This is a genomic window from Ensifer sp. (assembly GCF_035999185.1).
GTDB lineage: Bacteria > Pseudomonadota > Alphaproteobacteria > Rhizobiales > Rhizobiaceae > Ensifer.
On the sequence record NZ_DASYHB010000090.1, the window covers coordinates 16,987 to 38,157 of the forward strand.

A 21,171-nucleotide genomic window follows, 5' to 3' on the forward strand; every position below is an offset into this window, starting at 1 on the left:
CTGGGCCGCCTCTTCGCACCGGGCAAAGAGGCGCTTCAGATTAGTTGGCGATCGAGGCGGTCGTTTCCTCGACCTGCTGCGGCGCCACGACGACGCCGGGGCGAACCCGCTGCAGGCCGTTGACGACGATGTTCTCGCCAGTCTTCAGGCCGCTTTCGACGATGCGCAGACCGTCGGAATTCGGCCCGAGCTTCACCTGGCGATATTCGACCTTGTTGTCGGTGCCGACGACGAAGACGAACTTCTTGTCCTGGTCGGAGCCGATGGCGCGATCGCTGATGACAAGCTTCTCCTCAGGGTCCGGCTCGCCGATGCGGATGCGGACGAACTGGCCGGGGATCAGCTTCCCGTCGGCATTCTCGAGTGCGGCGCGCACGCGGATCGTGCCGGTTGCCGCATCCACCTCGTTGTTGATGAGCTGGATATGGCCCGAGATCGGTGTGCCCTCGTCGGCGGCGGTGCCGACCTGGACCGGAATGCGCTCGATGGCGCTGCCGCCGGTCGAAGCCGCAAGCCTTGCCAGTGCCGTCGTCACCACCTCTTCGCTGGCGTTGAAGCTCGCATAGATCGGATCGACCGAGACGAGCGTCGTCAACACAGGCGAGGCGGAGCCGGCAGCAACGAGGTTACCGGCGGTAATGTCGAGACGGCCGACGCGGCCGGAGATCGGTGCCCGCACCTCGGTATATTGCAGGTCAAGTTCGGCCGTGCGCAGCGCCGCCTTGGCCGAGCGGACTTCGGCTTGCGCTTCGTCATAGGCGCTGGCGCGCTGGTCGACGCTGCTCTGCGGCACGGCGCTGGTGGTCACCAGCTTGCGGCCGCGATCGAGTTCGATCTTGGCGAGAGAAACGCGCGCTTCTGCGGCCGAAACCTGCGCCTTTGCCCGCTCGACGGCGGCAGCAAATGGCTCCGGATCGATCGTCACAAGCAGGTCGCCCTTGTTGACGAGCGCGCCTTCGCGGAAATGGGCTTTCAGGATGGCGCCGCCGACGCGGGGGCGAACTTCGACCCGCTCGATCGCTTCGAGCCGCCCGGAAAACTCTTCCCAGGTGGTGATGCGCTTGGACTGCGCGCGTGCCACCGAAACCGGAACGGCCGGTGGCGGCGCCGCCGCTGCGTCGGTCGCGGCATCCGCTTCGAAATGCGGAACACCGAACATGACGGCAGCGCCGCCGGCGACGGACAAAAGGATACTCAGGCCGGCGCCCCAAAGGGCCCGGCGGGTCACTGTCGATGTCATTTTTCTCTCCTTGCCGGTTGGGAGCCGGCGCTTTGCTTTCGATGTCAGATCGGGGGGAGGGGCTGGGTGAACCGCTGCCCCGCGTCTAACGCACCGTCATTTCCGCCGGCTTTGCCCCCGCCTTCTGGAAGAACTGGGAGAAGATGCCGGTAATTTCTTGCTGCTGGGCAGTCCAGGCTTCACCGGAAGCCGCATTCTGCGGCAACCATCCGGCCCGCCCGGGAAGAACGTGGGTTTCAACCGTCACGCCCGCCTGACGCAGGCGCCCGGCATAGGCTTCCGCCTCGTCGCGCATCGGACACTCCTCGCTGGTCACGATCAGCGACGGTACGAGGCCGGCAAGCCGCGTGCAGTGGGCCGGTGCGGCATAGGGGTGGGTGAAGCCACCGCTTTGGCCGAGATAGCGCTGCCAGCCGTCGGCGATCGATTGCGCCGAGGACTGCGGACAGTATTGCCGAAACGATTCCGTCGCCAGGCACGGATCGAGCATCGGCGACAAGAGGATCTGGCCCTTGAGGTCCGTCAGATACTGGTCGCGTGCCATCAGTGCCGCGCCGGCCGCAACATTGCCGCCCGCCTCTTCACCGGCCACGAACAACATCGACTTCTTGTGTGCGAACTGCGGGCAGCGCGCACGCATCGACGACAGCATGGCATAGGCCACATCAAGGGCTGCGGGAAACGGATTGAGGCAGGCCGCCGAATATTCCGGCGAGATCACCACCGCTCCGGCTGCCGCCAGCGCCTCGGCGACGCGCTCGCCGGCGGCGATCGTTCCGCCCATGAACGAGCCGCCATGCAGGTGCAGCACGACCGGCGGCGGATTGAGCAAAGCTTCGCCGCGGTAGACGCGTGCCGTGCAGCAGCCTTGGCCGGTCTGCATCGTCTCCACTTTGAACAGTTCGCCCATCTCTCTTGCCTTCGGCCCGAGCTCAACCCACATGTGGCGACTACAAGCCACGATAGGAGAATAACATTGTCTTCTGTCTGGAATAGTCTTTTCAAACTGACTACACTATTCGTATTCTCGAACAATCACGGCTCTTGAAAATGGACCAGCTCACGGCCATGCGCGCGTTCCTCCGGGTCGTCGAAACCGGAAATTTCACCCGCGCTTCCGCTTCGCTGAATATGCCCAAGGCGACGCTGACCAATCTCATCCAAGGGTTGGAGGCGCATCTGCGCACCAAGCTTTTGAACCGCACCACCCGCCGGGTGCTGGTGACGCCCGATGGTGCGCTCTACTACGAGCGCGCGGCCCGGCTTCTGACCGACCTCGATGAGCTCGACGGCAGCCTGTCGAGCGCCCAAACGCTGCCGAAGGGGCGGCTGCGCGTGGAGATGGCAAGTGCAATCGCCAACCTGATCGTCATCCCGGCGCTGCCGGAGTTTCACAAGCGTTACCCCGACATCCAGATCGATCTCGGCGTTTCCGACCGCACGGTCGACTATGTGGCCGAGAACGTCGATTGCGCGATACGCGTCGGCGCACTGACGGACCAGTCGCTGATTGCGCGCCGCATCACCGAGATGAGCTTCGTCGCCTGTGCGGCACCCGACTACCTCTCCCGCCACGCGACGCCGCAGCACCCCTCGGACCTTTCGAAAAACTGCTATGTCGTCGGATATTTCCGACCGCAGACAGGGCAGCAGATGCCGTTCTACTTCAAGCGTGGCAACGAGGAGATCGAGGTGAACGGCCGCTATGCCGTGGCAGCCAATGAATCGACCACCTATCTCGCCGCTGCGCGCGCCGGCCTCGGCGTCATCCAGGCGCCGCGCTTCATGGTGCGCGACGATCTCCTGTCCGGCGCGATGCGGCCCGTTCTCGAGGACTGGGAGGTCGAAGCGATGCCGATCTACCTGGTCTATCCGCCGAACCGGCATTTGAGCAGCCGTCTGCGCGTCTTTGCCGACTGGGTCGTCAAGGTCGTCGCCCAGTCGCAGCTGGACGTTGCCTGAGCTTCATTTGCTGCGCCCGGCGTCGTAACGCTCGCGTGCGGCGTCGAGCGCGCCGAAGTGCGTCTCGGCCCAACGGTCGAGCACCAGCAGGGTTTCGCTGAGCGAGCTGCCTACTGGGCTCAGGCTGTATTCCACATGCGGCGGCACGGTTTGCATATCCTTTCGGATCACGAGGCCGTTTCGCTCCAGTTCCTTCAGCGTCTGCGTCAGCATCTTTTGCGAGACATCACCGAGACGGCGCATCAGCGCGGCGTTGCGCATCGGCCCTTCTTCGAGCGCCGAGATGATCAGCATCGGCCATTTTCCGGCGATCAGTTCCAGCGCATGACGCGACGAGCAGGTCGGGTCAAACACATCGGGCACAGAGGTCGGTGGCGAGGGGCTATCCGGATTTTTCATAGTTACCAAAAGGTGCGTAATTGCTCTTCGGTGCCCACCCTACCAGATTGATCCACATGTGAGAAATCCAATGGAGACGAACATGGCATGGATCATTCTGATAGCGGCGAGCCTGGTGGAGATCATCATGGGGTTGGCGCTGAAATATGCCGAGGGCTGGACAAAATTGGTGCCGAGCGTGATCGGCATCGCGGCTGCACTCGGTAGCGTCTACCTGCTGACGATCGCGATGCGCGACCTGCCGGCCGGCACCGCTTATGCCGCCTGGACCGGCATCGGGTCGGTCGGCATCACGGTGCTCGGCATCGTGCTCTTCGGCGACCCGGTTTCCTTCATGCGGGTCGCCTGCATTGCGATGATCATCGTTGCTGTCGCGGGTCTTCGCTTCCTGGAAGCTTGAGACCGTATCGCCCGCAATCCTGCTCATGAAAAAAGCGCCGCGATTGGATCGCGGCGCTTTTTGATTGTCTGTGAACTCTGCCCGTGTCGGCTTAGCCCTGGCGGTTCTTGGCGTTGCCCTTCGGCTTGGTCTTGGGCTTGAAGCCGCCGTCTTTGCCTGCGTCCGGCTTGCCCTTCTTCTTGTTGCTCCAGGGCTTGTCGGCAGCCTTTGCCGGTGGACGATCCTCGGTATAGGCCGGCCCCTCAGAGTAGCCGGGCTTCTTGTCGAACTTGCGCTTCGGCTTGAAGTCGCCGCGGTCGTCGCTGCGCACGGCATCATCGGAATAGGGGCGCTTCTTCGCAAAGGCCGGCTTGTCCTTGGAGAACCCCGGCTTATCCTTGGAGAAGTTCGGCTTGTCCTTGGAATAGCCAGGCTTTTCCTGGCGCTGCTGCGAAAGATCCGGCGCGCCGGCGAGCGGCTTCACGCGGATACCCTTTTCCAGCATCTTGTCCTTGCCGATCGCCGACAGGAACCGTTCGGCCCCCTCGGCAGTCATCTCGACGAAGGTTTCTTCCTGCTGCATGCGGATGGCGCCGATGTCGCGCTTGGTCAGCTTGCCGTGACGGCAGAGCATCGGGATCAGCCAGCGCGGCTCGGCGCTCTGCTTGCGGCCGACCGAAAGCGAGAACCAGCTGCCGTCGCTGAAATCGGCCCGCTCCGCGCCGAAGTCTTCGCGCGGTGCACGGTCATCGCGCGGTGCGCGTTCGTCGCGGCGCGGTTTGGCGCCAACGGCAACCTCGATCAGGTCTTCCGGCGCCGAGCGGCCCGAACGGAACTGGCGCACGAATGCGGCGGCCATCTGCTCGGCGCCGTGGCGCTCGAGAAGGGCAGCAACGATCGCCTGTTCGTCTTCGCGGATCGGCTCTGCAAAGCTGGTGTCGGCAAGCAGGCGCTCGTCGTCACGCTGGCTGACGTCGTCGGCCGACGGAGGCCGCGCCCAGGTCGCGGTGATCCGGCCGCCGTCGAGCAGGCGCTCGGCCTTGCGGCGCTGGTTGACGGGTACGATCAGGGCACTGACGCCCTTCTGGCCGGCACGTCCGGTACGGCCGCTGCGATGCAGCAGCGTCTCGGAGTTGGTCGGCAGATCGGCGTGAATGACGAGTTCCAGGCCCGGCAGGTCGATGCCGCGGGCAGCAACGTCGGTCGCGATGCAGACACGGGCGCGGCCGTCGCGCATGGCCTGCAGCGCATGGGTGCGCTCGTTCTGGCTCAGTTCGCCCGAAAGCGCCACGACCGAGAAGCCGCGATTGTTGAAGCGGGCGGTCAGATGGTTGACGGCAGCACGCGTCGAACAGAAGACGATGGCATTTCGAGCTTCGTAGTAGCGCAGCACGTTGATGATCGCGTTTTCGCGATCGTTCGGAGCAACCGTCAGTGCGCGGTATTCGATGTCGACATGCTGCTTCTGCTCGGACGCGGTGCTGATGCGCACGGCGTCGCGCTGGTAGTTCTTGGCAAGCGTGGCGATCGACTTCGGCACGGTGGCCGAAAACATCAGCGTGCGGCGGTCTTCCGGGGATTCTTCCAGAATGAATTCGAGGTCTTCGCGGAAGCCGAGGTCGAGCATCTCGTCGGCCTCGTCGAGCACGATGGCGCGCAGCGAGGAGATATCGAGCGAGTTGCGACGGATGTGGTCGCAGAGACGGCCGGGCGTGCCGACGACGATATGGGCGCCGCGCTCAAGCGCGCGCTTCTCGGTGCGCATGTCCATGCCGCCGACGCAGGAGGCGATGGTTGCGCCGGTCTCGCCATAGAGCCACTCAAGCTCGCGCTTGACCTGCAGCGCCAGTTCGCGCGTCGGCGCGATCGCGAGCGCCAGCGGTGCGCCGGCGGGACCGAAGCGGCGCTCGTCGCCAAGCAGGGTCGGCGCCAGGGCCAGGCCGAAGGCGACGGTCTTGCCGGAGCCGGTTTGCGCCGACACCAGCGCGTCGCGCTCGGCGAGTTCCGGGTCGCGCATCGCCTTTTGCACCGGCGTCAATTCGTTGTAACCGCGTTTTGCCAACGCCTCGGCGATCGCAGGCGCGATCCCTTCGAATTCAGTCATATCTTGTCTTTCGGATTTCGGTCGTCATGCCCAAGACGATCGGATCGTCTCGGCGGCAATTGCCGCGGCCAACACGTCGCGGGCCTGTTCATCGCGCGCTACATACGCGTTTGGGCGGTCAATGTACAGGCCCGAGCGCTCACCCGAGCGCTCAAGGGCCCGGTTCGTCGCTGTGCGCGCCGAATTCGTTTGGTCCGGGCGTGCCCGACCAGAGGCAGAGGGCGAGGAAGACGATCGGGCTCAAGACGGGAATGAACAGGCAGAGCGAGAGCGGGCCGGGGTAGCCGATGTCGTGCAGGCGCTTGATCGCGAGCATGGCGATCGAGGGCAGGGACACGAGGCTCGAGACGACGAAGGCCAGCGTCCAGAGCGCCAGCATTGTCTGGTCGCCCTCGTTGGCGACCATTCTCGTGACCATGAAGCCGCCGATCAGGAACCAGAACAGCCAGGAGAGAAAGAAGGGCAGACGGCCGATGCGACCGGAGGGGCTGAAGAACAGCCAGATCATGCTCGGCTGCGGCCCCTCCGGTGTCATCGAGATCAGTCCCGAAGCAGTTCGTTGATGCCGGTCTTCGAGCGGGTCTTCTCATCGACGCGCTTGACGATGACGGCGCAATAAAGGTGCGGCGCCGGCTGGCCGTTGCCCATGGTCGAGCCCGAGGGCATCGAGCCGGCAACAACGACCGAGTAAGGCGGCACTTCGCCATAGGTCACTTCGCCGGTGGCACGATCGACGATCTTGGTCGACTTGCCGATGAAGACGCCCATGCCAAGCACCGAGCCTTCACGCACGATGCAGCCTTCGACGACTTCCGAGCGCGCACCGATGAAGCAATTGTCCTCGATGATCGTCGGGCCGGCCTGCATCGGCTCCAGCACGCCGCCGATGCCGACGCCGCCAGACAGGTGCACGTTCTTGCCGATCTGGGCGCAGGAGCCGACGGTCGCCCAGGTGTCGACCATGGTGCCTTCGCCGACATAGGCGCCGAGGTTGACGAAGGAAGGCATCAGGATCGCGTTGGGAGCGATATAGGCCGAGCGACGCACGACGCAGTTCGGAACGGCGCGGAAGCCGGCCTTTTCGAACTCGTTGACGCTCCAGCCGTCGAACTTCGACGGTACCTTGTCCCACCAGACCGACTGGCCCGGGCCACCCTTGACGATTTCCATCGGGTTGAGACGGAAGGACAGGAGCACGGCCTTCTTCAGCCATTGATTGACCGTCCACACACCGTCTTCGCCGCGTTGGGCGACACGCACCTTGCCGCTGTCGAGCAGGTTCAATGCCGTCTCGACGGCATCGCGCACTGCACCGCGTGTTCCGGTGTTGACGGAATCGCGTTCGTCGAAGGCGGTCTCGATCGTCTGCGACAGGGAGGCGAGGTCGTGGTTCGTCATCGGAATTCCTTAAAGTTCGGCGGTTATCCTGCGAAAGCTCTACTGCATAATTCCGAAAATCGGAATCGATTTAAGGACAAAATTATGCGGCAGATCTAGCTGCTGCAGCGACCTTGACATGTCCTTGAGGACGCTTCGCTGCAGAATACGATCCTGAAAAGTTGAAGGGCTTTTCAGGTCCCTTCGGTAGCCGGGGCTTGGCAAAGCGGGGCGACTGCGGCACTACAGCGCCGCGTACCCGTTTTGGATGCGCTAAAGGCTGCGGTAGCGCTCTGGTGCGCTTGCGACCTTCATGATCGAGAATTGAGGATAGGACGCGTCTGGACGAGATGCCGATTGTCCGGAACGCGACGGGAAGACGACACGATGGCACGTATGAAGAAGCGCGCGCTACGCCGCAAGGACGGGGTCTGGGATCCATTGGCCGACAGCTCGCAGAGCCGGCAACGCGCACAGACCGTTCCGCTCACGCCGCAATCGGCCTCGCCATCCTATCGTCTCGCCTACATCGACGACGATTTTCTCTGCCGCGAGGAACTGCGCCCGATCCGGCTGCAGCTCGAACTCCTGAAAACCGAAATGATGCTCGAAGAGCGCGGCATAAACTCGACCGTGGTGATGTTCGGCGGCGCCCGCATCCCCGAGCCCGGCGGTGACGCCTGGGCGGCGAAGAACGAGACGCAGCGTAAGAACCTTGAGGCGGCATCGGTCTACTACGAAGAAGCGCGCAAGTTTGCGCGGCTCTGCTCCGAGCATTCGGCCAAGCTCGGCCACAAGGAATATGTCGTCGTCACCGGTGGCGGCCCGGGCGTGATGGAGGCGGGTAACCGCGGTGCCGATGATGTCGGCGCACCGTCGATCGGTCTCAACATCGTGCTGCCGCATGAGCAGGCGCCGAACCGTTTCGTGACGCCGGAGCTGTCGTTCAATTTCCACTACTTCGCCATCCGCAAGATGCATTTCCTCTTGCGCGCCAAGGCGGTCACGGTGTTTCCGGGCGGCTTCGGTACGCTCGACGAACTCTTCGAAACGATGACGCTGATGCAGACGGGACGTCTGGCACTGGTTCCGCTCATTCTCTTCGGCGAAAAGTTCTGGCGCTCGATCATCAATTTCGACGCCCTTGCCGAGTTCGGCACCATCGCGCCGAACGATGTCGATCTCTTCCATTTCGTCGAAACCGCTGACGAGGCCTGGGAGATCATTTCGAAGTTCTACGAGACCGTCGATCCGAAGTCGGTGCCGATGGCCAACGGCCGTCGCTGAGCCGACCGGCGTTCTGGAAGGCACATAGCCCCTCGCTGGGGGGAGCAAGGGGCTATGGGCTAGACAGGAGCCTCTCCACCGGGCGGTGGGGAGAGAGAGAAGAGCCCCCGTCAGATCTTTTTGGTGAAGTCGGCCGCGTCGATGACGCCGTCACCGTTCTTGTCGCGCCGCTTAAACATGGCTTCCGCAGCGCTTGAAACTTCGCTCGTGCTGAGCGAGCCGTTGCCATCGGTGTCGATGCGCTTGAAGGCCTTGGGCCTGAGGCCGGGCAGCATCGCGGGACGAGCTTCCTTCAGCTTGGCAAGGGCGGTCTCGCGCTCTGGCCCTGCCTTGTCCTTGGCATCCTTCCAGGCCTTGCGCGCCTCGCGAAACGCTTCGCGTTTCACCTTCATCTCTTCGGTGCTGATCTGGCCGTCGCCATTGGTGTCGAAGGTTTTGAAGTTGTCGGAGATCCGCGCCTGGAACTCTGTGAGCGAAACCTTCTGGTCCTTGTCGGCGTCGAGCCGCTCAATCATGCGCGCGCCCCGCTGCTCGGGCGTCAGCTTGTCGCGCGCGGCAAAAGACGGGCCGGCCATTCCGGTGACGGCGACCGAGAGCGCGGTCACGCTAAGGATCAGGATCTTGTTCGGCATCATGCTTCCTTTCGATCGGGTTGTCCCTGAGCGAAAGGATAGACGCTGAAACACGTGGCACCAGTTAAACTTTGGTAATTTAAGTCATTGGCCGGAAAGAGGTTTTTTGCCGGCCAAATTGTGTCCGTCAGAGATCGGAAATGACGTTGCGGAGAAACCCGGTGAGGTCTTCCGTCACATAGTCGATCTGCTCGTCGGTGTCGTTGGACTTTTCCCAGGACTCCGCGAATGTGTATTCGAGGTTCTGCGGCACCAGGAGCACCGTCTTCATGCCGAGCGCCTTCGGCACCAGCAGATTGCGCGGCAGGTCCTCGAACATGACGGCGTTGCGGGTATCGACCCGATGCAGGCTCATGAACTTGTCATAGGTTTCGCCCGCCGGCTTCGGTACGAAATCGGCAGCGACAATGTCGAAGATGTCGTCGAAATGGTCGAGAATGCCGAGCGCCCGCGCCGTCATCTGCGCATGCGCAACGCTGCCATTGGTGAAGATGAATTTGCGGCCCGGCAAGGAGCGGATCGCTTCGCCAAGGTCCGGGTCGGCCGGAACGATCGAATAGTCGATCGCATGCGCATGCTCGAGGAAGTCGTTCGGATCGACGCCGTGGTGGATCATCAGGCCTTTGAGCGTCGTTCCGTGGTCGCGGTAATAGTCTTTCTGCAGCTTCTTGGCGTCGGCCGGGTCCAGCGACAGAAGCTTCGCCACGTAGGCCGTCATGTTGCGGTCGATTTGCGCAAACAGGTTGACGTGGTGCGGATAAAGCGTGTTGTCGAGGTCGAAGACCCAGTCGGTGACATGGGCGAATTCGGAACGGGTCGGCAGGCGATCGAGCTTTTTCATGACCGCCTTATGACACGGGGATCGATGGCCGCAAACGAGAAAATAAGGACGCGGCGCGTGAGTGCGCAATGCTTACGCATAGATTAGCGCTTTGAATTGCCGGTAGCGCATGGCATCTTCCGCCTCGCACAGTTCTTGGCTCGGGGATGCGGATGCCAATGTCGAACGAAGTGTTCTATCTCGTGTTTCTGTTCGGATTCTACGCGTTCACCGTCGTGACCTATTTTGCCGTTGGTTATGGCATCACATGGCTCAACGAGCGCAACCCCGAGCGAAAGATCCAGAAAGGGCGCGGAACCGACAAGCGACGCAAGGCGGAAATCCGCCAGAGCCTGGCATCGATGTTCAGCGCCTGCCTGCCGCTGACGATCGGCATGTATGCTCAGCAGAAGGGCTGGGCGCCGGCCCCCTGGGATTTCAGCTGGTGGTGGGCATTGCCGCTCTTCTTGCTCAGCATGATCCTCTACGATGCCTGGTTCTATTTCATGCATCGGCTGCTGCACACCAAATGGCTCTATCCGTTGCACGCCCTGCATCACAGGAGCGTCGCGCCGACGATCTGGGCCACTTATTCCGAAGACGTCTTCGACAATTTCCTGCTGCAGAGCTTCTCGGCGGTCGTTGTTTTCGTCGTACCGTTCCCGCCGGCGATCCTTATCTGCCACAGGCTGTTCGAGCATTTCAACGGCATGATCGGGCATTGCGGCTTCGAGTACTTCGCCACGTCGACGGCGCGTTCTCCGTCACCGCTTTTGTGCACGACGTTCCACGACCAGCATCACCAGAGCTTCAGGTATAACTATGCCAATTACTTCTCCTTCTGGGATCGTGTGCTCGGGACGCTGGCGCCGAACTACGATGAACGGGTGAAGACGTTCGAGGACGAAGCGCCGCGCATCACGATCAGCCCGTCGCTTGAATTCGCCGAAGCTCAGGAGAAAGCGGACTGACGCGCCATGGCCTACAGGGCCTTGGCAATGCCGCGAGCCGCGTGCTAGCTCGCAACCATGGAAACATGGGTCCTTATCACTGTCGCTGCGGCCTTCCTTCAGAATGTCCGCTCCGCAATGCAGAAACACCTGAAAGGCGTCATGGGCACGACGGGCGCGACCTTCGTGCGCTTCGGCTTCGGCCTGCCGTTCGCTTTTCTTTACCTGTTCCTGCTCTGGCAGGTGGCGGGTCGTCCGCTTCCGGTTCCGAATGGCACCTTCTTCCTCTGGGCCGTCATTGGCGGCCTTGCCCAGATCGCCGCGACCTTCCTGCTCGTCCACCTTTTCTCGTTCCGCAACTTTGCGGTCGGCACCGCCTATTCGCGCACCGAGCCGGCGCAGGCGGCGGTGTTCGGGCTGATTTTCCTTGGCGAGAAGGCAAGCCAGGGCACGCTGGTTGCGATCGCCATCTCGGTCGTGGGCGTGATGCTGATCTCAGTTGCGCGCACGACCTTGAGCGCACGCACGCTGCTGACGTCGGTCTTCAGCCGCACCGCCGGCATCGGCCTGCTCTCGGGCACGTTCTTCGGCCTCTCCGCCGTTTCCTACCGCTCCGCCTCGCTGGCGCTGGCGCCAAGCCTGCCAGCACCTGACTACGTCATGCAGGCGAGCTACACGCTCGGCTTCGTCATTCTGCTGCAGACCGTGGTCATGCTCATCTGGATCATGCTGCGCGAGCGCGACGAGCTTCCGCGCATCGCGGCCGCCTGGAAGCCGGCCTTCGTCGTCGGCTTCGTCGGGGCGTCCGCCTCCTTCGGCTGGTTCATGGCGATGACGCTGCAGCAGGCCGCCGTCGTCAAGGTCGTCGCCCAGGTGGAGATGCTCTTCACCTTCGCCTCGTCCTTCTTCATCTTCCGCGAGTGGATCAACCGGCTGGAGCTTGTGGGCTGCCTGCTGATCGTGCTCGGCGTCGTGATGCTCGTGCTGATCTGAACGTGCTGACCTCAAAAAAATAGACGCCCGAAAACCGGCGTCTCCTCGAACTGTGGTCGTGGTAGAACCACGCCATGTTGTTCGATCTTCCTTCCGATGAAACGCTCTACGACGCCTTGATGGCGCGAAGCACCGAGTACGAAGGTTCAGCCTTCGTCTGTGTCAAGACGACAGGCGTCTTCTGCCGCCTGTCCTGTCCCGCCCGCAAGCCCAAACGAGAGAATACGATCTTCGTGGGCTCGATCGGCACCTGCCTGGAGACGGGGTTCCGTCCCTGCCAGCGCTGCCGGCCGCTCGCGACGTTCGGTGCAAAGGATCCGCTCGTCACCGAGCTGTTGCAGGCGCTGGAAGCAGCGCCTGAGAGGCGCTGGAGCGAGGAAGATATCGTGCGCCGCGGGCTCGATCCGTCGACTGTCCGGCGCGCGTTCAAACGCAATCTCGGCATCACCTTTCTCGATCTGGCGCGGTATCGCCGCCTGGGGCTTGCTGCCCGACAGCTTGCCGACGGAGGGCGCGTGATCGACGCCCAGCTCGAAGCCGGTTACGAATCGCCGAGCGGCTTTCGTGCCGCCTTCCAGCGATTGCTTGGCGACGCGCCGGCCGCCGCTTCGGGGCGGGCGCTGCTCTCCTTCGATTGGCTCGAGACGCCGATCGGCCCCATGGTTGCGATCGGCGACGCCACACATCTGCATCTGCTTGAGTTCCACGATCGCAAGGCGTTACCGACGGAACTCGCGGCGCTGAAGCGATCGACGCGCTCGGCGATTGTCCCCGGCAGGACGGCGCCGATCGACAGGATCGAGGGCGAGTTGAAGGCCTATTTCGCAGGCGATATGGGCGCATTCCAGACGCCGCTTGCGCCCGGCGGGACGCCTTTCGAGCGCAACGTCTGGGAGAGGCTCGTGAAAATTCCCGCCGGTGGCACGCGGTCCTATGGTGACATTGCCCGCGAGGTCGCTACGATCCAGTCCGCGCGCGCCGTGGCCCATGCCAACGGGTCCAACCGGATCGCTATCGTCATCCCCTGCCACCGTTGCCTTGGCGCGGACGGTTCGCTCACGGGTTACGGCGGTGGGCTCTGGCGGAAACAATGGCTGTTGCGGCACGAGGCGAAAGCGAAACCTGTCAGCCCGTTCGTGGAGGAAACGCAATGAACCAGAAGGAAAAGGCGCTCGCCTTTGCCGCCCTGCATAAAAAGGGCGATCCGGTGGTGCTCTACAACATCTGGGATGCCGGCAGCGCCAAGGCGGTGACCGAGGCTGGCGCCAAGGCGCTTGCCACCGGAAGCTGGTCGGTGGCGGCTGCCCATGGCTTCGGCGATGGCGAGAAGGTGCCGATGGCGTGGCTTGCCGATATCGCCCGTCTGATCGTTTCTTCGACGGAGCTGCCCGTCAGCGTCGACTTCGAAGGCGCCTATTCCGACGATCCGGCAACGGGTGCGGCCAATGTTTCACGGATCCTCGACGCCGGGGCGATCGGCATCAATTTCGAGGATCAGGTGGTCGGCAAGGGTGGCGTGCACGCGGTCGAAAAGCAGGCGGCGCGCATCCGCGCGATCCGCGACATGGCCGATCTGCGGGGCATACCGCTGTTCATCAACGCCCGCACCGATCTCTTCCTGCAGGAGAGCGACGAGACGCGGCATGCCGGCCTGGTCGACGAGGCGATCGCGCGCGGCAAGGCATTTGCCGAAGCGGGCGCCAGCGGCTTCTTCGTGCCGTGGCTGGTGGACGAGGCGCTGATCGCCAAGGTCTGCGCCGCCTCAAGCCTGCCGGTCAACGTCATGATGCGGCCGGCCGCGCCGGACTTGAAGGCGCTTGCCTCAGCTGGCGTTTCCCGCATCAGCTACGGTCCGGGGCCCTATCGCGCGATGATGGAGAAATTGAAGGCAGCAGCGACGGCGGTCTACAGCGCCTGATCGGGCATCTGTTCCCAAACGAAAGCGGGAGAAGGCCGAAACCTTCTCCCGCTTCTTTCTTGTCGATGTGAGGCAGTCCGGATGATCAGGGAACGATCAGAGTACCGGCGCCGCGCTCGGTAAAGATTTCGAGCAGCACCGAGTGGGCGGTCTTGCCGTTGAGGATGACGACGCCCTGGACGCCCGCCTTGATGGCGTCGATGCAGGTCTCGACCTTCGGGATCATGCCGCCGGAAATCGTGCCGTCGGCGATCAGCGCGCGCGCCTGGGACACCGAGAGTTCCTTGATCAGGTTGCCCTGCTTGTCGAGCACGCCCGGAACGTCCGTCAGGAACAGAAGGCGCGTGGCGTTGAGCGCACCGGCGATGGCGCCGGCGAAGGTGTCGGCGTTGATGTTGTATGTGTGGCCGTCGCGACCGGGTGCGACCGGCGCGATCACCGGGATCATTTCCGAACGGGCGAGCAGGTCGATCAGCGTGCGGTCGACTTCCACCACTTCGCCGACGAAGCCGAGATCGAGCACGCGCTCGATATTGCTATCGGGATCCTTGACGGTCTTCCGCGCCTTTTCGGCGAAGACCATGTTGCCGTCCTTGCCGCAAAGGCCGATCGCCCATTCGCCCGTCTGGTTGATGAGCGCGACGATCTCCTTGTTGATCGAGCCGGCGAGCACCATTTCGACGATTTCGACGGTCTTCTCGTCGGTGACGCGCAGGCCGCCCTCGAACTTCGATTCGATGCCCATTTTCGTCAGCATCGCGCCGATCTGCGGGCCGCCGCCATGCACGACGATCGGGTTGACGCCCGACTGCTTCAAAAGCGCGATGTCGCTCGCAAAGGCGCGACCAAGCTCGCTGTTGCCCATGGCGTGGCCGCCATATTTGACGACGATCGTCTTGTTCTCGTAGCGCTGCATGTAGGGCAGGGCCTGGGTAAGCAGGCGTGCCTGGATTTCACTTTCATTGGCGGACATGGCGGACCCTCGAAAAATACCGGCTGCTGTTTAGCGCAAGTTCCGGATCGATGGAATGATGGGAGAGCAACATAAAGGCCGAATGACGATACGGCTGGCACAATGTGATCTGCGCCCTATCTCTAGAGCGGACGAGGTTCTGGGGCGCGTGCCGAATGATCGACGAAGATATTGCCGGGCTGCTTGGCCGCGTTTCGCTCGGCGATCGCGAAGCCTTTGCCGAGCTCTACCGGCAGACGAGCCCGAAACTTTTCGGCATCTGCCTGCGTATTCTTGGAAATCGGGGCGAAGCGGAAGAAGCGCTGCAGGAAATCTACGTCAAGATCTGGCAGCGTGCCGGTCGTTTCTCGCAAGGGCAGGCCGCGGCAATGTCCTGGCTGGCGGCAATTGCGCGCAATCAGGCGATTGATCTCATCAGAGCGCGCAAACCGGCCGCCAACGTGATTGACGAAGCCTACGATTTGGCTGATCCTGCTGCCGATCCGGAAAAATCGGCAGTCGTGAAGGCAGAGGGCAGGCGGATCGACGCCTGCATGGAGGAGCTTGAGAAGGACCGCGCGGAGGCGGTGCGGCGTGCCTATGTCGAGGGGCTGAGTTATCAGGAGTTGGCGGATAATTTCGCCGTGCCGCTGAACACGATGCGGACTTGGTTGAGGCGCAGCCTCCTGAAGTTACGAGAGTGTATGGAGCGATGACAGCACCAACGCCAGAGGGAAGAGACTTTCGCCGCGATGAGGTCATCGCCGGAGAGTACGTGCTTGGCGTTCTGTCTGCCGACGACCGCCGCAAGGTCGAGGCTCGACTTGCCTCCGATCGCAATTTTGCGGCCATGGTCGACCGCTGGCAGAGCAACCTGTCTTCTTTCGACGACACCTATGACCTGGTGGTGCCGCCACCCAGAACCTTCACGGCGATCGAACGGCGGCTTTTCGAGACGGCGCAACTCGAGCCGGCGCCCTCGCGCCGCGGGCTCTGGAATTCCCTGGCGGTCTGGCGTGGCCTGGCGCTGGTGTCGCTCGCCGCAGTTGCGGTCATGGGCGCCTCGATGGCTGGCCTGTTCAAGGTGCCGTCGACGGGAACCTCGCTCGTCGCGGAACTGGCTGGCAAGGGCAGCGCCATTGATCTGGTCGCCCAATTCGACCGGGCATCCGGGCGGTTGAAGGTGACGCCGGTCGCAGCACGGCAGGCCGAGCAGAAATCGCTGGAACTCTGGCTCATCAATGGCAGCAATCCGGCGATCTCGCTTGGCGTCCTGCCGCAATCCGGCGAGGGCGAGATTGCCGTCCCGTCAGCCTTCCAGTCGAGAATTTCGGCAGGCTCGGTTCTGGCCGTCAGTGTCGAGCCGTTGGGCGGATCGCCGACTGGATCTGCCACCGGGCCCATCATCGCGCTCGGCAAGGCTCGTAGCCACTAGCAGCAGAAATGTCTCATCTTATCAATAGGATAAGTTTTTGTAACTATTCCTGAAACTCTTTCTCTCGCCCCTCCGTTGCTTGTTTTGTTCCCACAATGGGATCGGCAGCTTCGGCGGCGCGGAACAAGCGTCGCCTCCCTTAACAGGAAGGAAGAGAAAGATGTTCACGTCCGCTATCCGCTTGTTTGCAACCGCGTCCCTTTTTGCGGCAAGCGCATTTGTCGCCCATGCCGAAAACCCGATGGTCGGCGGCGCGCCGATGTACGCGAAGAAAAACATCATCGAGAACGCCGTCAATTCGAAGGATCACACCACGCTGGTCGCGGCCGTCAAGGCAGCCGGCCTTGTCGAGACGCTAGAGGGCAAGGGACCGTTCACGGTCTTCGCTCCGACCAACGAAGCCTTCAGCGCCCTGCCAGCCGGAACGGTGGATACGCTTCTGAAGCCTGAAAACAAGGACAAGCTCACCAAGATCCTGACCTGCCACGTCGTTGCCGCCGACGCGATGTCCTCGGCGATTGCCAAGATGGTCAAGGACGATGGCGGCGAACATGACGTCAAGACCGTCGGCGGCTGCGTTCTCAAAGCCAAGGACGACGGCGGCAAGATCACGCTGACGGACGAGGCCGGCGGCACCGCGACGGTGACGATCGCCGACGTCAAGCAGTCGAACGGCGTCATCCATGTGATCGACAAGGTGTTGTTGCCCAAGGGTTGACGCGGTTCGCAACGGGGTCGCTTCGCGAAATGCTGCGCACGCGACCGGTTGCACGTCAGCACCGCAGCGCCGCGCGACCCACCGCCGAGGCGGTTCCCCCTCGCCTTGGCGCCTCGCCACCGGTCCTGCCGACCGGTGGCGTTTTTGCGTGGCCTCACGGCGCTTTGATCGCCCTTGTTTTGCTTCTTTGCGCCCAGCCACTATGCTTTGACGTGGCCTTGAGGCGAAATGGGAGGGTTGCATGATCACCCGGCGTGTCTTCCTGATGGCAAGCAGCGCGATCGCGACAGCGATAGCGTTTCCAGGACTTATCCCGCTTGCGCGTGCGGCCGGAGCCGAGACGTTCGAAGTCGTCAAGACAGACGACGAGTGGCGGGCGTTGCTGACGGATGACCAGTATCGCATACTGCGCCATGAAGACACTGAGCGACCCTTTACCAGCGCTCTCAACCACGAGAAGCGCAAGGGCGTCTTCCAGTGCGCCGGCTGCGCGCTGCCGCTTTATTCCTCTGAGGCGAAGTATGACAGCGGCACGGGCTGGCCGAGCTTCTGGCAGTCGCTCTCCGGCGCCGTGGCGACACGGGAGGACAATTCGCTGTTCATGACCCGCACCGAATGCCATTGCAGTCGTTGCGGCGGCCATCTGGGCCATGTCTTCGACGACGGACCACCGCCGACCGGCAAGCGCCATTGCATCAATGGCCTGGCGCTCGCCTTCGTGCCGGCGGCAAAGTCCAGCTGACGTATCCTCGCGCGCCGTTCCAGCGCGCGAAGCCTGTTGCTCGAAACCTAGAAAGAACCGGCCGCCGGCGACGCTGTCGCGGCCCCGGAGAGTGCTGCCTGCAGCTTTTGCTCCTGTTCGGGCGAGAGCGACGTCTTCAGCACGCGGCCGCGGACGTTGGGGAACTCCGCAAGCACCTTCTCAGGCTGCACCTTGCGCACCAGGATGAACAGCGCGGAGGAATTGTTCGGGATCGTATTGCCGAGCGATTTGATGAACTCGTCATCGATGCCGTAGTCCGTCAGCGAACCGGAAAGAGCGCCAGCACCTGCGCCGAGCGCGCCGCCGATCGCAAAGCCCGCAAGCGGATTGAGAAACAGCAGGCCGACCAGCCCGCCCCAGATCGAGCCGGAGAGCAGGCCCGAGGTGGCGCCGACCGCCGTCAGATTGAGGCTCTGCTTCAGGTGGACCTTGCCTTCGGGGTCGCGCACGACGACCACCGCGTCCTCAAGGTCGATCAGGTATTCCTTCTTCAGGCCGGCGAGCTTGACGAGGACCTTGTCGGCTTCATCGGGCGCGTCGAACCCGACAACGATCAAATCGGACATGTTTCTCTCCTGTCTCTGAGCGCGCCGCAGTTTGAGGCGCAACGCAGAGATAGAGCAGTTTGCATATCGGGGTAGTGACAGAGATCAAAGACTGTCGGAAAGCGCGGCCTTCACCGCTCGATCGCCACGCCGATCGCAGCGCGCAACGCCTCGAGACCCTCGCCCTTTTCCGACGAGGTCGAAAGGACCTCAGGGAATGCGGCGGGGCGCTTCTTGATCTTGTCGAGCGTTTCGGCAACCAGGCGCGGCACGCCTGCCGCCTTGATCTTGTCGGTCTTGGTCAGAACGATCTGATAGGAAACGGCCGCCTTGTCGAGCAGGTTCAGCACGTCCTCGTCATTCTTCTTGAGGCCGTGGCGGCTGTCGATCAGCACGTAGACGCGCTTCAGCGTCGAGCGGCCGCGCAGATAATCGAACACCAGCTTCGTCCAGGCGTCGACCTGTTCCTTCGGGGCCTGAGCATAGCCGTAACCGGGCATGTCGACGAGCGCCATCGGCGGCAGGTCGTCGGCAGCGCCGGAGAAACCATCGGGAACGAAGTAATTGAGTTCCTGTGTGCGTCCCGGCGTGTTGGAGGTTCTCGCCAGTCCCTTGTGGCCGACCAGCGCGTTGATCAGCGACGACTTGCCGACATTGGAGCGGCCGGCAAAGGCGATCTCGGCCGGTCCTTCGGGCGGCAGGAACTCCATGGAGGGAACGCCGCGAATGAAGATCCACGGCCGGCCGAACAGCGGCTTGTCGTCTTTGTTTCTGGTTTCGGCCATCAGCGGTCGGTCCTTCATCGAGAAAGCCCATGGCTTCAAGGTTTTGGCCGTGGATGTCAAGGCGTCGGTGTGCGCAGGGGCCTTCCGGGGGCCGTCTGCTGGCGTCGGAACTCGTTATAGAGATAGGCAAGCAGCGCCAGGAAGATGAAGGTGCCGCCGATGATCGTGCGGCCGCTCGGCACTTCGCCATGGATGATGGCGACCCAGAGCGGGCCGAGCACGGTTTCAGCCGTGCCGAGCAGGGCCGCCAGCGCCGACGGCACCAGCCGGGCGCCGGTGACGAACAGCGCCATGCCAAGCCCCAGATTGAAGGCACCGAAGACGAAGAGCAGCGCCAGTTCGCCCGATGTGACCGCAAGGTCAGACGACTGGCTTGCAGCGATCGCGGCGGCGGCAAAGCAGCCGAAGCAGGTGGCCGGCGTCATGCGCACATGCGGGTAGCGACGGGTAATCACCGTCGCAAGCGCAAAGACCACCGGGATAAGCAGCGCCAGCGCATCGCCGACCGGCGAGACTGTGCCGGTCAGGCTCTCCGAGACCATGATCCCGACGCCGACGATCACCGCCGCAATGGCCCCCCAGGTGAAGCGCGAGACACGCTCGCGAAAGAAGATCCAGCTCATCAGGGCCGCAAACAACGGAACGCCGGCGCCGAGCAACAGGACATTGGCGATCGTCGTATGGGAGATGGCGATGATGAAGGAGGTCGAAGCGATGGTGAAACAGAGCCCGACGGCAACGCCCGGCCAGCCCATGCCTCTAAACAGCGCCACCGTGCCGCGCGGTCCGTCACGCACGAGCATGAAGACGAGCAGGAACAGCCCGGCAAACAGGCAGCGCCAGAAGACGATCGTCCAGCTGTCGGGGACTTCGAGGAAACGCGCGATGGCGCCGCCGAAACTCCAGAAGAAGGCCGAGCCGAAGACGAGCAGGGCCCCAAGCTTTTCGTTGGTCGCAAGCGGCGCTGAGGAGGCGGATGGATGCGTCATGATGCGGCTCGCCAGGAAGATGGTGCACAATAGTGCGGGGCAGGTCGTTTCGACGCTCGCATCCGCGCCGCCGTCTGTCGCATGTCGGCCCGTCAAAGAAAAGGCCCCAAACCTTGCGGTTCGGGGCCTTCGCGTGGCTTCAGCCAGCCGGCGTTACTCCGCCGGCTTGGGCTTCTTCGTGAAGAGGCCCTTCAGGTTGTCGAAGAGCTCGATCTTCACGCCCTGGCGCTTCATGATGATCGACTGCTGCAGCACCGAAAGGGTGTTGTTCCAGGCCCAGTAGATCACGAGGCCGGCCGGGAAGGACGCCAGCATGAAGGTGAAGACGACGGGCATCCAGGTGAACAGCATCGCCTGGGTCGGGTCCGGCGGCGTCGGGTTCATTCGCATCTGGACGAACATGGTGATGCCCATGATGATCGGCCAGACGCCGAGATGCAGGAAGGTCGGGCCGTCGAAGGGCAGGAGACCGAAGAGGTTGACGATCGTCGTCGGATCGGGCGCCGAAAGGTCGCGGATCCAGCCGAAGAACGGCGCATGGCGCATCTCGATGGTGATGTAGATCACCTTGTAGAGCGCGAAGAATACCGGGATCTGGATCAGGATCGGCCAGCAGCCGGCCAGCGGGTTGATCTTCTCGTCCTTGTAGAGCTGCATCATCGCCTGCTGCAGGCCCATGCGGTCGTCGCCGAACTTCTTCTTCAATTCCTCCATCTTCGGTTGAACCTTCTTCATGTTCGCCATCGACGCGTACTGCTTGTTGGCGAGCGGGAAGAAGAGACCCTTGACGACGATCGTGGTGATCAGGATCGCGATGCCGAAGTTGCCGAACAGACGGAAGAAGAAATCCATCATTTTGAACATCGGCTTGGTGATGAAGTAGAACCAGCCCCAGTCGATCAGCTTGTCGAAATTGGGGATCG

The 21,171-nt window shown here is 62.8% G+C and carries 24 protein-coding genes; 11 read left to right on the plus strand and 13 right to left on the minus strand.

Going from position 1 to position 21,171, the window contains the following annotated elements:
* Positions 1–40: 40 nt before the first annotated feature.
* Together VGO04_RS08930 and VGO04_RS08935 are read right to left on the minus strand one after the other, a co-directional pair.
* Positions 41–1,240 carry an efflux RND transporter periplasmic adaptor subunit gene (locus VGO04_RS08930; RefSeq protein WP_327495592.1) on the minus strand — a complete coding sequence of 400 codons (1,200 nt, stop codon included), beginning with the start codon at positions 1,238–1,240 and terminating at the stop codon, positions 41–43.
* An 85-nt stretch (positions 1,241–1,325) separates the two neighbouring features.
* A complete protein-coding gene (locus VGO04_RS08935) occupies positions 1,326–2,150 on the minus strand; it encodes an alpha/beta hydrolase fold domain-containing protein (RefSeq protein WP_327495593.1) in 825 nt (274 codons plus the stop codon).
* Between the two features lie 140 nt (positions 2,151–2,290).
* On the opposite strand from VGO04_RS08935, the gene VGO04_RS08940 reads away from it, so the two are divergent.
* Positions 2,291–3,202 (plus strand): LysR family transcriptional regulator, encoded by a 912-nt coding sequence (locus tag VGO04_RS08940; RefSeq protein WP_327495594.1) that lies wholly within the window; start codon positions 2,291–2,293, stop codon positions 3,200–3,202.
* Between the two features lie 3 nt (positions 3,203–3,205).
* Here the strand turns inward: VGO04_RS08940 and VGO04_RS08945 are convergent, their stop codons facing one another.
* On the minus strand, positions 3,206–3,565 hold the full coding sequence (locus VGO04_RS08945; RefSeq protein ID WP_327495615.1) for a helix-turn-helix domain-containing protein: 360 nt from the start codon (positions 3,563–3,565) through the stop codon (positions 3,206–3,208).
* A 118-nt stretch (positions 3,566–3,683) separates the two neighbouring features.
* Here VGO04_RS08945 and VGO04_RS08950 point away from each other — a divergent pair, with 118 nt between their 5' ends.
* A complete protein-coding gene (locus tag VGO04_RS08950) occupies positions 3,684–4,001 on the plus strand; it encodes a multidrug efflux SMR transporter (protein ID WP_327495595.1) in 318 nt (105 codons plus the stop codon).
* A 91-nt stretch (positions 4,002–4,092) separates the two neighbouring features.
* On the opposite strand, the gene VGO04_RS08955 is transcribed toward VGO04_RS08950, so the two are convergent.
* The 3 genes from VGO04_RS08955 to dapD form a co-directional block, all read right to left on the minus strand.
* The gene (locus VGO04_RS08955; protein ID WP_327495596.1) at positions 4,093–6,084 is read right to left on the minus strand and encodes a DEAD/DEAH box helicase; all 1,992 of its coding nucleotides are present in this window, start codon (positions 6,082–6,084) and stop codon (positions 4,093–4,095) included.
* Between the two features lie 151 nt (positions 6,085–6,235).
* Positions 6,236–6,619 carry a DUF805 domain-containing protein gene (locus VGO04_RS08960; protein ID WP_327495597.1) on the minus strand — a complete coding sequence of 128 codons (384 nt, stop codon included), beginning with the start codon at positions 6,617–6,619 and terminating at the stop codon, positions 6,236–6,238.
* 5 nt (positions 6,620–6,624) lie between these two features.
* Positions 6,625–7,482: a 2,3,4,5-tetrahydropyridine-2,6-dicarboxylate N-succinyltransferase gene (gene dapD / locus VGO04_RS08965; RefSeq protein ID WP_327495598.1), complete on the minus strand. Its 858-nt coding sequence runs from the start codon at positions 7,480–7,482 to the stop codon at positions 6,625–6,627.
* Positions 7,483–7,848: 366 nt separating this feature from the next.
* Here dapD and VGO04_RS08970 point away from each other — a divergent pair, with 366 nt between their 5' ends.
* Positions 7,849–8,748: an LOG family protein gene (locus tag VGO04_RS08970; protein ID WP_327495599.1), complete on the plus strand. Its 900-nt coding sequence runs from the start codon at positions 7,849–7,851 to the stop codon at positions 8,746–8,748.
* Between the two features lie 110 nt (positions 8,749–8,858).
* Here VGO04_RS08970 and VGO04_RS08975 read toward each other — a convergent pair whose 3' ends face one another.
* Both VGO04_RS08975 and VGO04_RS08980 read right to left on the minus strand, forming a co-directional pair.
* Complete coding sequence (locus VGO04_RS08975; protein WP_327495600.1) at positions 8,859–9,380, minus strand: EF-hand domain-containing protein; 522 nt, start codon at positions 9,378–9,380, stop codon at positions 8,859–8,861.
* Positions 9,381–9,507: 127 nt separating this feature from the next.
* Positions 9,508–10,221 (minus strand): pyrimidine 5'-nucleotidase, encoded by a 714-nt coding sequence (locus tag VGO04_RS08980; protein WP_327495601.1) that lies wholly within the window; start codon positions 10,219–10,221, stop codon positions 9,508–9,510.
* Between the two features lie 158 nt (positions 10,222–10,379).
* Between VGO04_RS08980 and VGO04_RS08985 the strand changes: the two genes are divergently transcribed.
* The 4 genes from VGO04_RS08985 to VGO04_RS09000 all read left to right on the plus strand — a co-directional run bounded on the left by VGO04_RS08985 (position 10,380) and on the right by VGO04_RS09000 (position 14,061).
* On the plus strand, positions 10,380–11,171 hold the full coding sequence (locus tag VGO04_RS08985) for a sterol desaturase family protein (RefSeq protein WP_327495602.1): 792 nt from the start codon (positions 10,380–10,382) through the stop codon (positions 11,169–11,171).
* 57 nt (positions 11,172–11,228) lie between these two features.
* Positions 11,229–12,143, plus strand: a complete 915-nt coding sequence (locus tag VGO04_RS08990) for a DMT family transporter (protein ID WP_327495603.1) — start codon at positions 11,229–11,231, stop codon at positions 12,141–12,143.
* A 74-nt stretch (positions 12,144–12,217) separates the two neighbouring features.
* The gene (locus VGO04_RS08995; protein ID WP_327495604.1) at positions 12,218–13,297 is read left to right on the plus strand and encodes a trifunctional transcriptional activator/DNA repair protein Ada/methylated-DNA--[protein]-cysteine S-methyltransferase; all 1,080 of its coding nucleotides are present in this window, start codon (positions 12,218–12,220) and stop codon (positions 13,295–13,297) included.
* Positions 13,294–14,061 (plus strand): isocitrate lyase/phosphoenolpyruvate mutase family protein, encoded by a 768-nt coding sequence (locus VGO04_RS09000; RefSeq protein WP_327495605.1) that lies wholly within the window; start codon positions 13,294–13,296, stop codon positions 14,059–14,061. The genes VGO04_RS08995 and VGO04_RS09000 overlap by 4 nt, the downstream gene beginning before the upstream one ends.
* Positions 14,062–14,146: 85 nt before the next feature.
* Here the strand turns inward: VGO04_RS09000 and argB are convergent, their stop codons facing one another.
* Positions 14,147–15,034 (minus strand): acetylglutamate kinase, encoded by an 888-nt coding sequence (gene argB / locus VGO04_RS09005; protein ID WP_034797321.1) that lies wholly within the window; start codon positions 15,032–15,034, stop codon positions 14,147–14,149.
* Positions 15,035–15,189: 155 nt separating this feature from the next.
* On the opposite strand from argB, the gene VGO04_RS09010 reads away from it, so the two are divergent.
* From VGO04_RS09010 to msrB, 4 genes are all read left to right on the plus strand, one after another.
* Positions 15,190–15,729 (plus strand): sigma-70 family RNA polymerase sigma factor, encoded by a 540-nt coding sequence (locus tag VGO04_RS09010; RefSeq protein WP_327495606.1) that lies wholly within the window; start codon positions 15,190–15,192, stop codon positions 15,727–15,729.
* On the plus strand, positions 15,726–16,448 hold the full coding sequence (locus tag VGO04_RS09015) for an anti-sigma factor (protein WP_327495607.1): 723 nt from the start codon (positions 15,726–15,728) through the stop codon (positions 16,446–16,448). Before VGO04_RS09010 ends, VGO04_RS09015 begins: the two co-directional genes overlap by 4 nt.
* Before the next feature lie 160 nt (positions 16,449–16,608).
* Positions 16,609–17,166: a fasciclin domain-containing protein gene (locus VGO04_RS09020; RefSeq protein ID WP_327495608.1), complete on the plus strand. Its 558-nt coding sequence runs from the start codon at positions 16,609–16,611 to the stop codon at positions 17,164–17,166.
* Positions 17,167–17,407: 241 nt separating this feature from the next.
* Positions 17,408–17,908 (plus strand): peptide-methionine (R)-S-oxide reductase MsrB, encoded by a 501-nt coding sequence (msrB, locus tag VGO04_RS09025; protein ID WP_327495609.1) that lies wholly within the window; start codon positions 17,408–17,410, stop codon positions 17,906–17,908.
* 47 nt (positions 17,909–17,955) lie between these two features.
* On the opposite strand, the gene VGO04_RS09030 is transcribed toward msrB, so the two are convergent.
* The 4 genes from VGO04_RS09030 to yidC all read right to left on the minus strand — a co-directional run.
* Positions 17,956–18,495 carry a DUF1269 domain-containing protein gene (locus VGO04_RS09030; RefSeq protein ID WP_327495610.1) on the minus strand — a complete coding sequence of 180 codons (540 nt, stop codon included), beginning with the start codon at positions 18,493–18,495 and terminating at the stop codon, positions 17,956–17,958.
* 110 nt (positions 18,496–18,605) lie between these two features.
* Complete coding sequence (yihA, locus tag VGO04_RS09035; RefSeq protein ID WP_327495611.1) at positions 18,606–19,259, minus strand: ribosome biogenesis GTP-binding protein YihA/YsxC; 654 nt, start codon at positions 19,257–19,259, stop codon at positions 18,606–18,608.
* A gap of 56 nt (positions 19,260–19,315) precedes the next feature.
* Positions 19,316–20,248 carry a DMT family transporter gene (locus tag VGO04_RS09040; protein ID WP_327495612.1) on the minus strand — a complete coding sequence of 311 codons (933 nt, stop codon included), beginning with the start codon at positions 20,246–20,248 and terminating at the stop codon, positions 19,316–19,318.
* A gap of 153 nt (positions 20,249–20,401) precedes the next feature.
* Positions 20,402–21,171, minus strand: a 770-nt coding sequence (yidC, locus tag VGO04_RS09045) for a membrane protein insertase YidC (RefSeq protein WP_327495613.1), incomplete at its 5' end; no start/stop codon positions are given.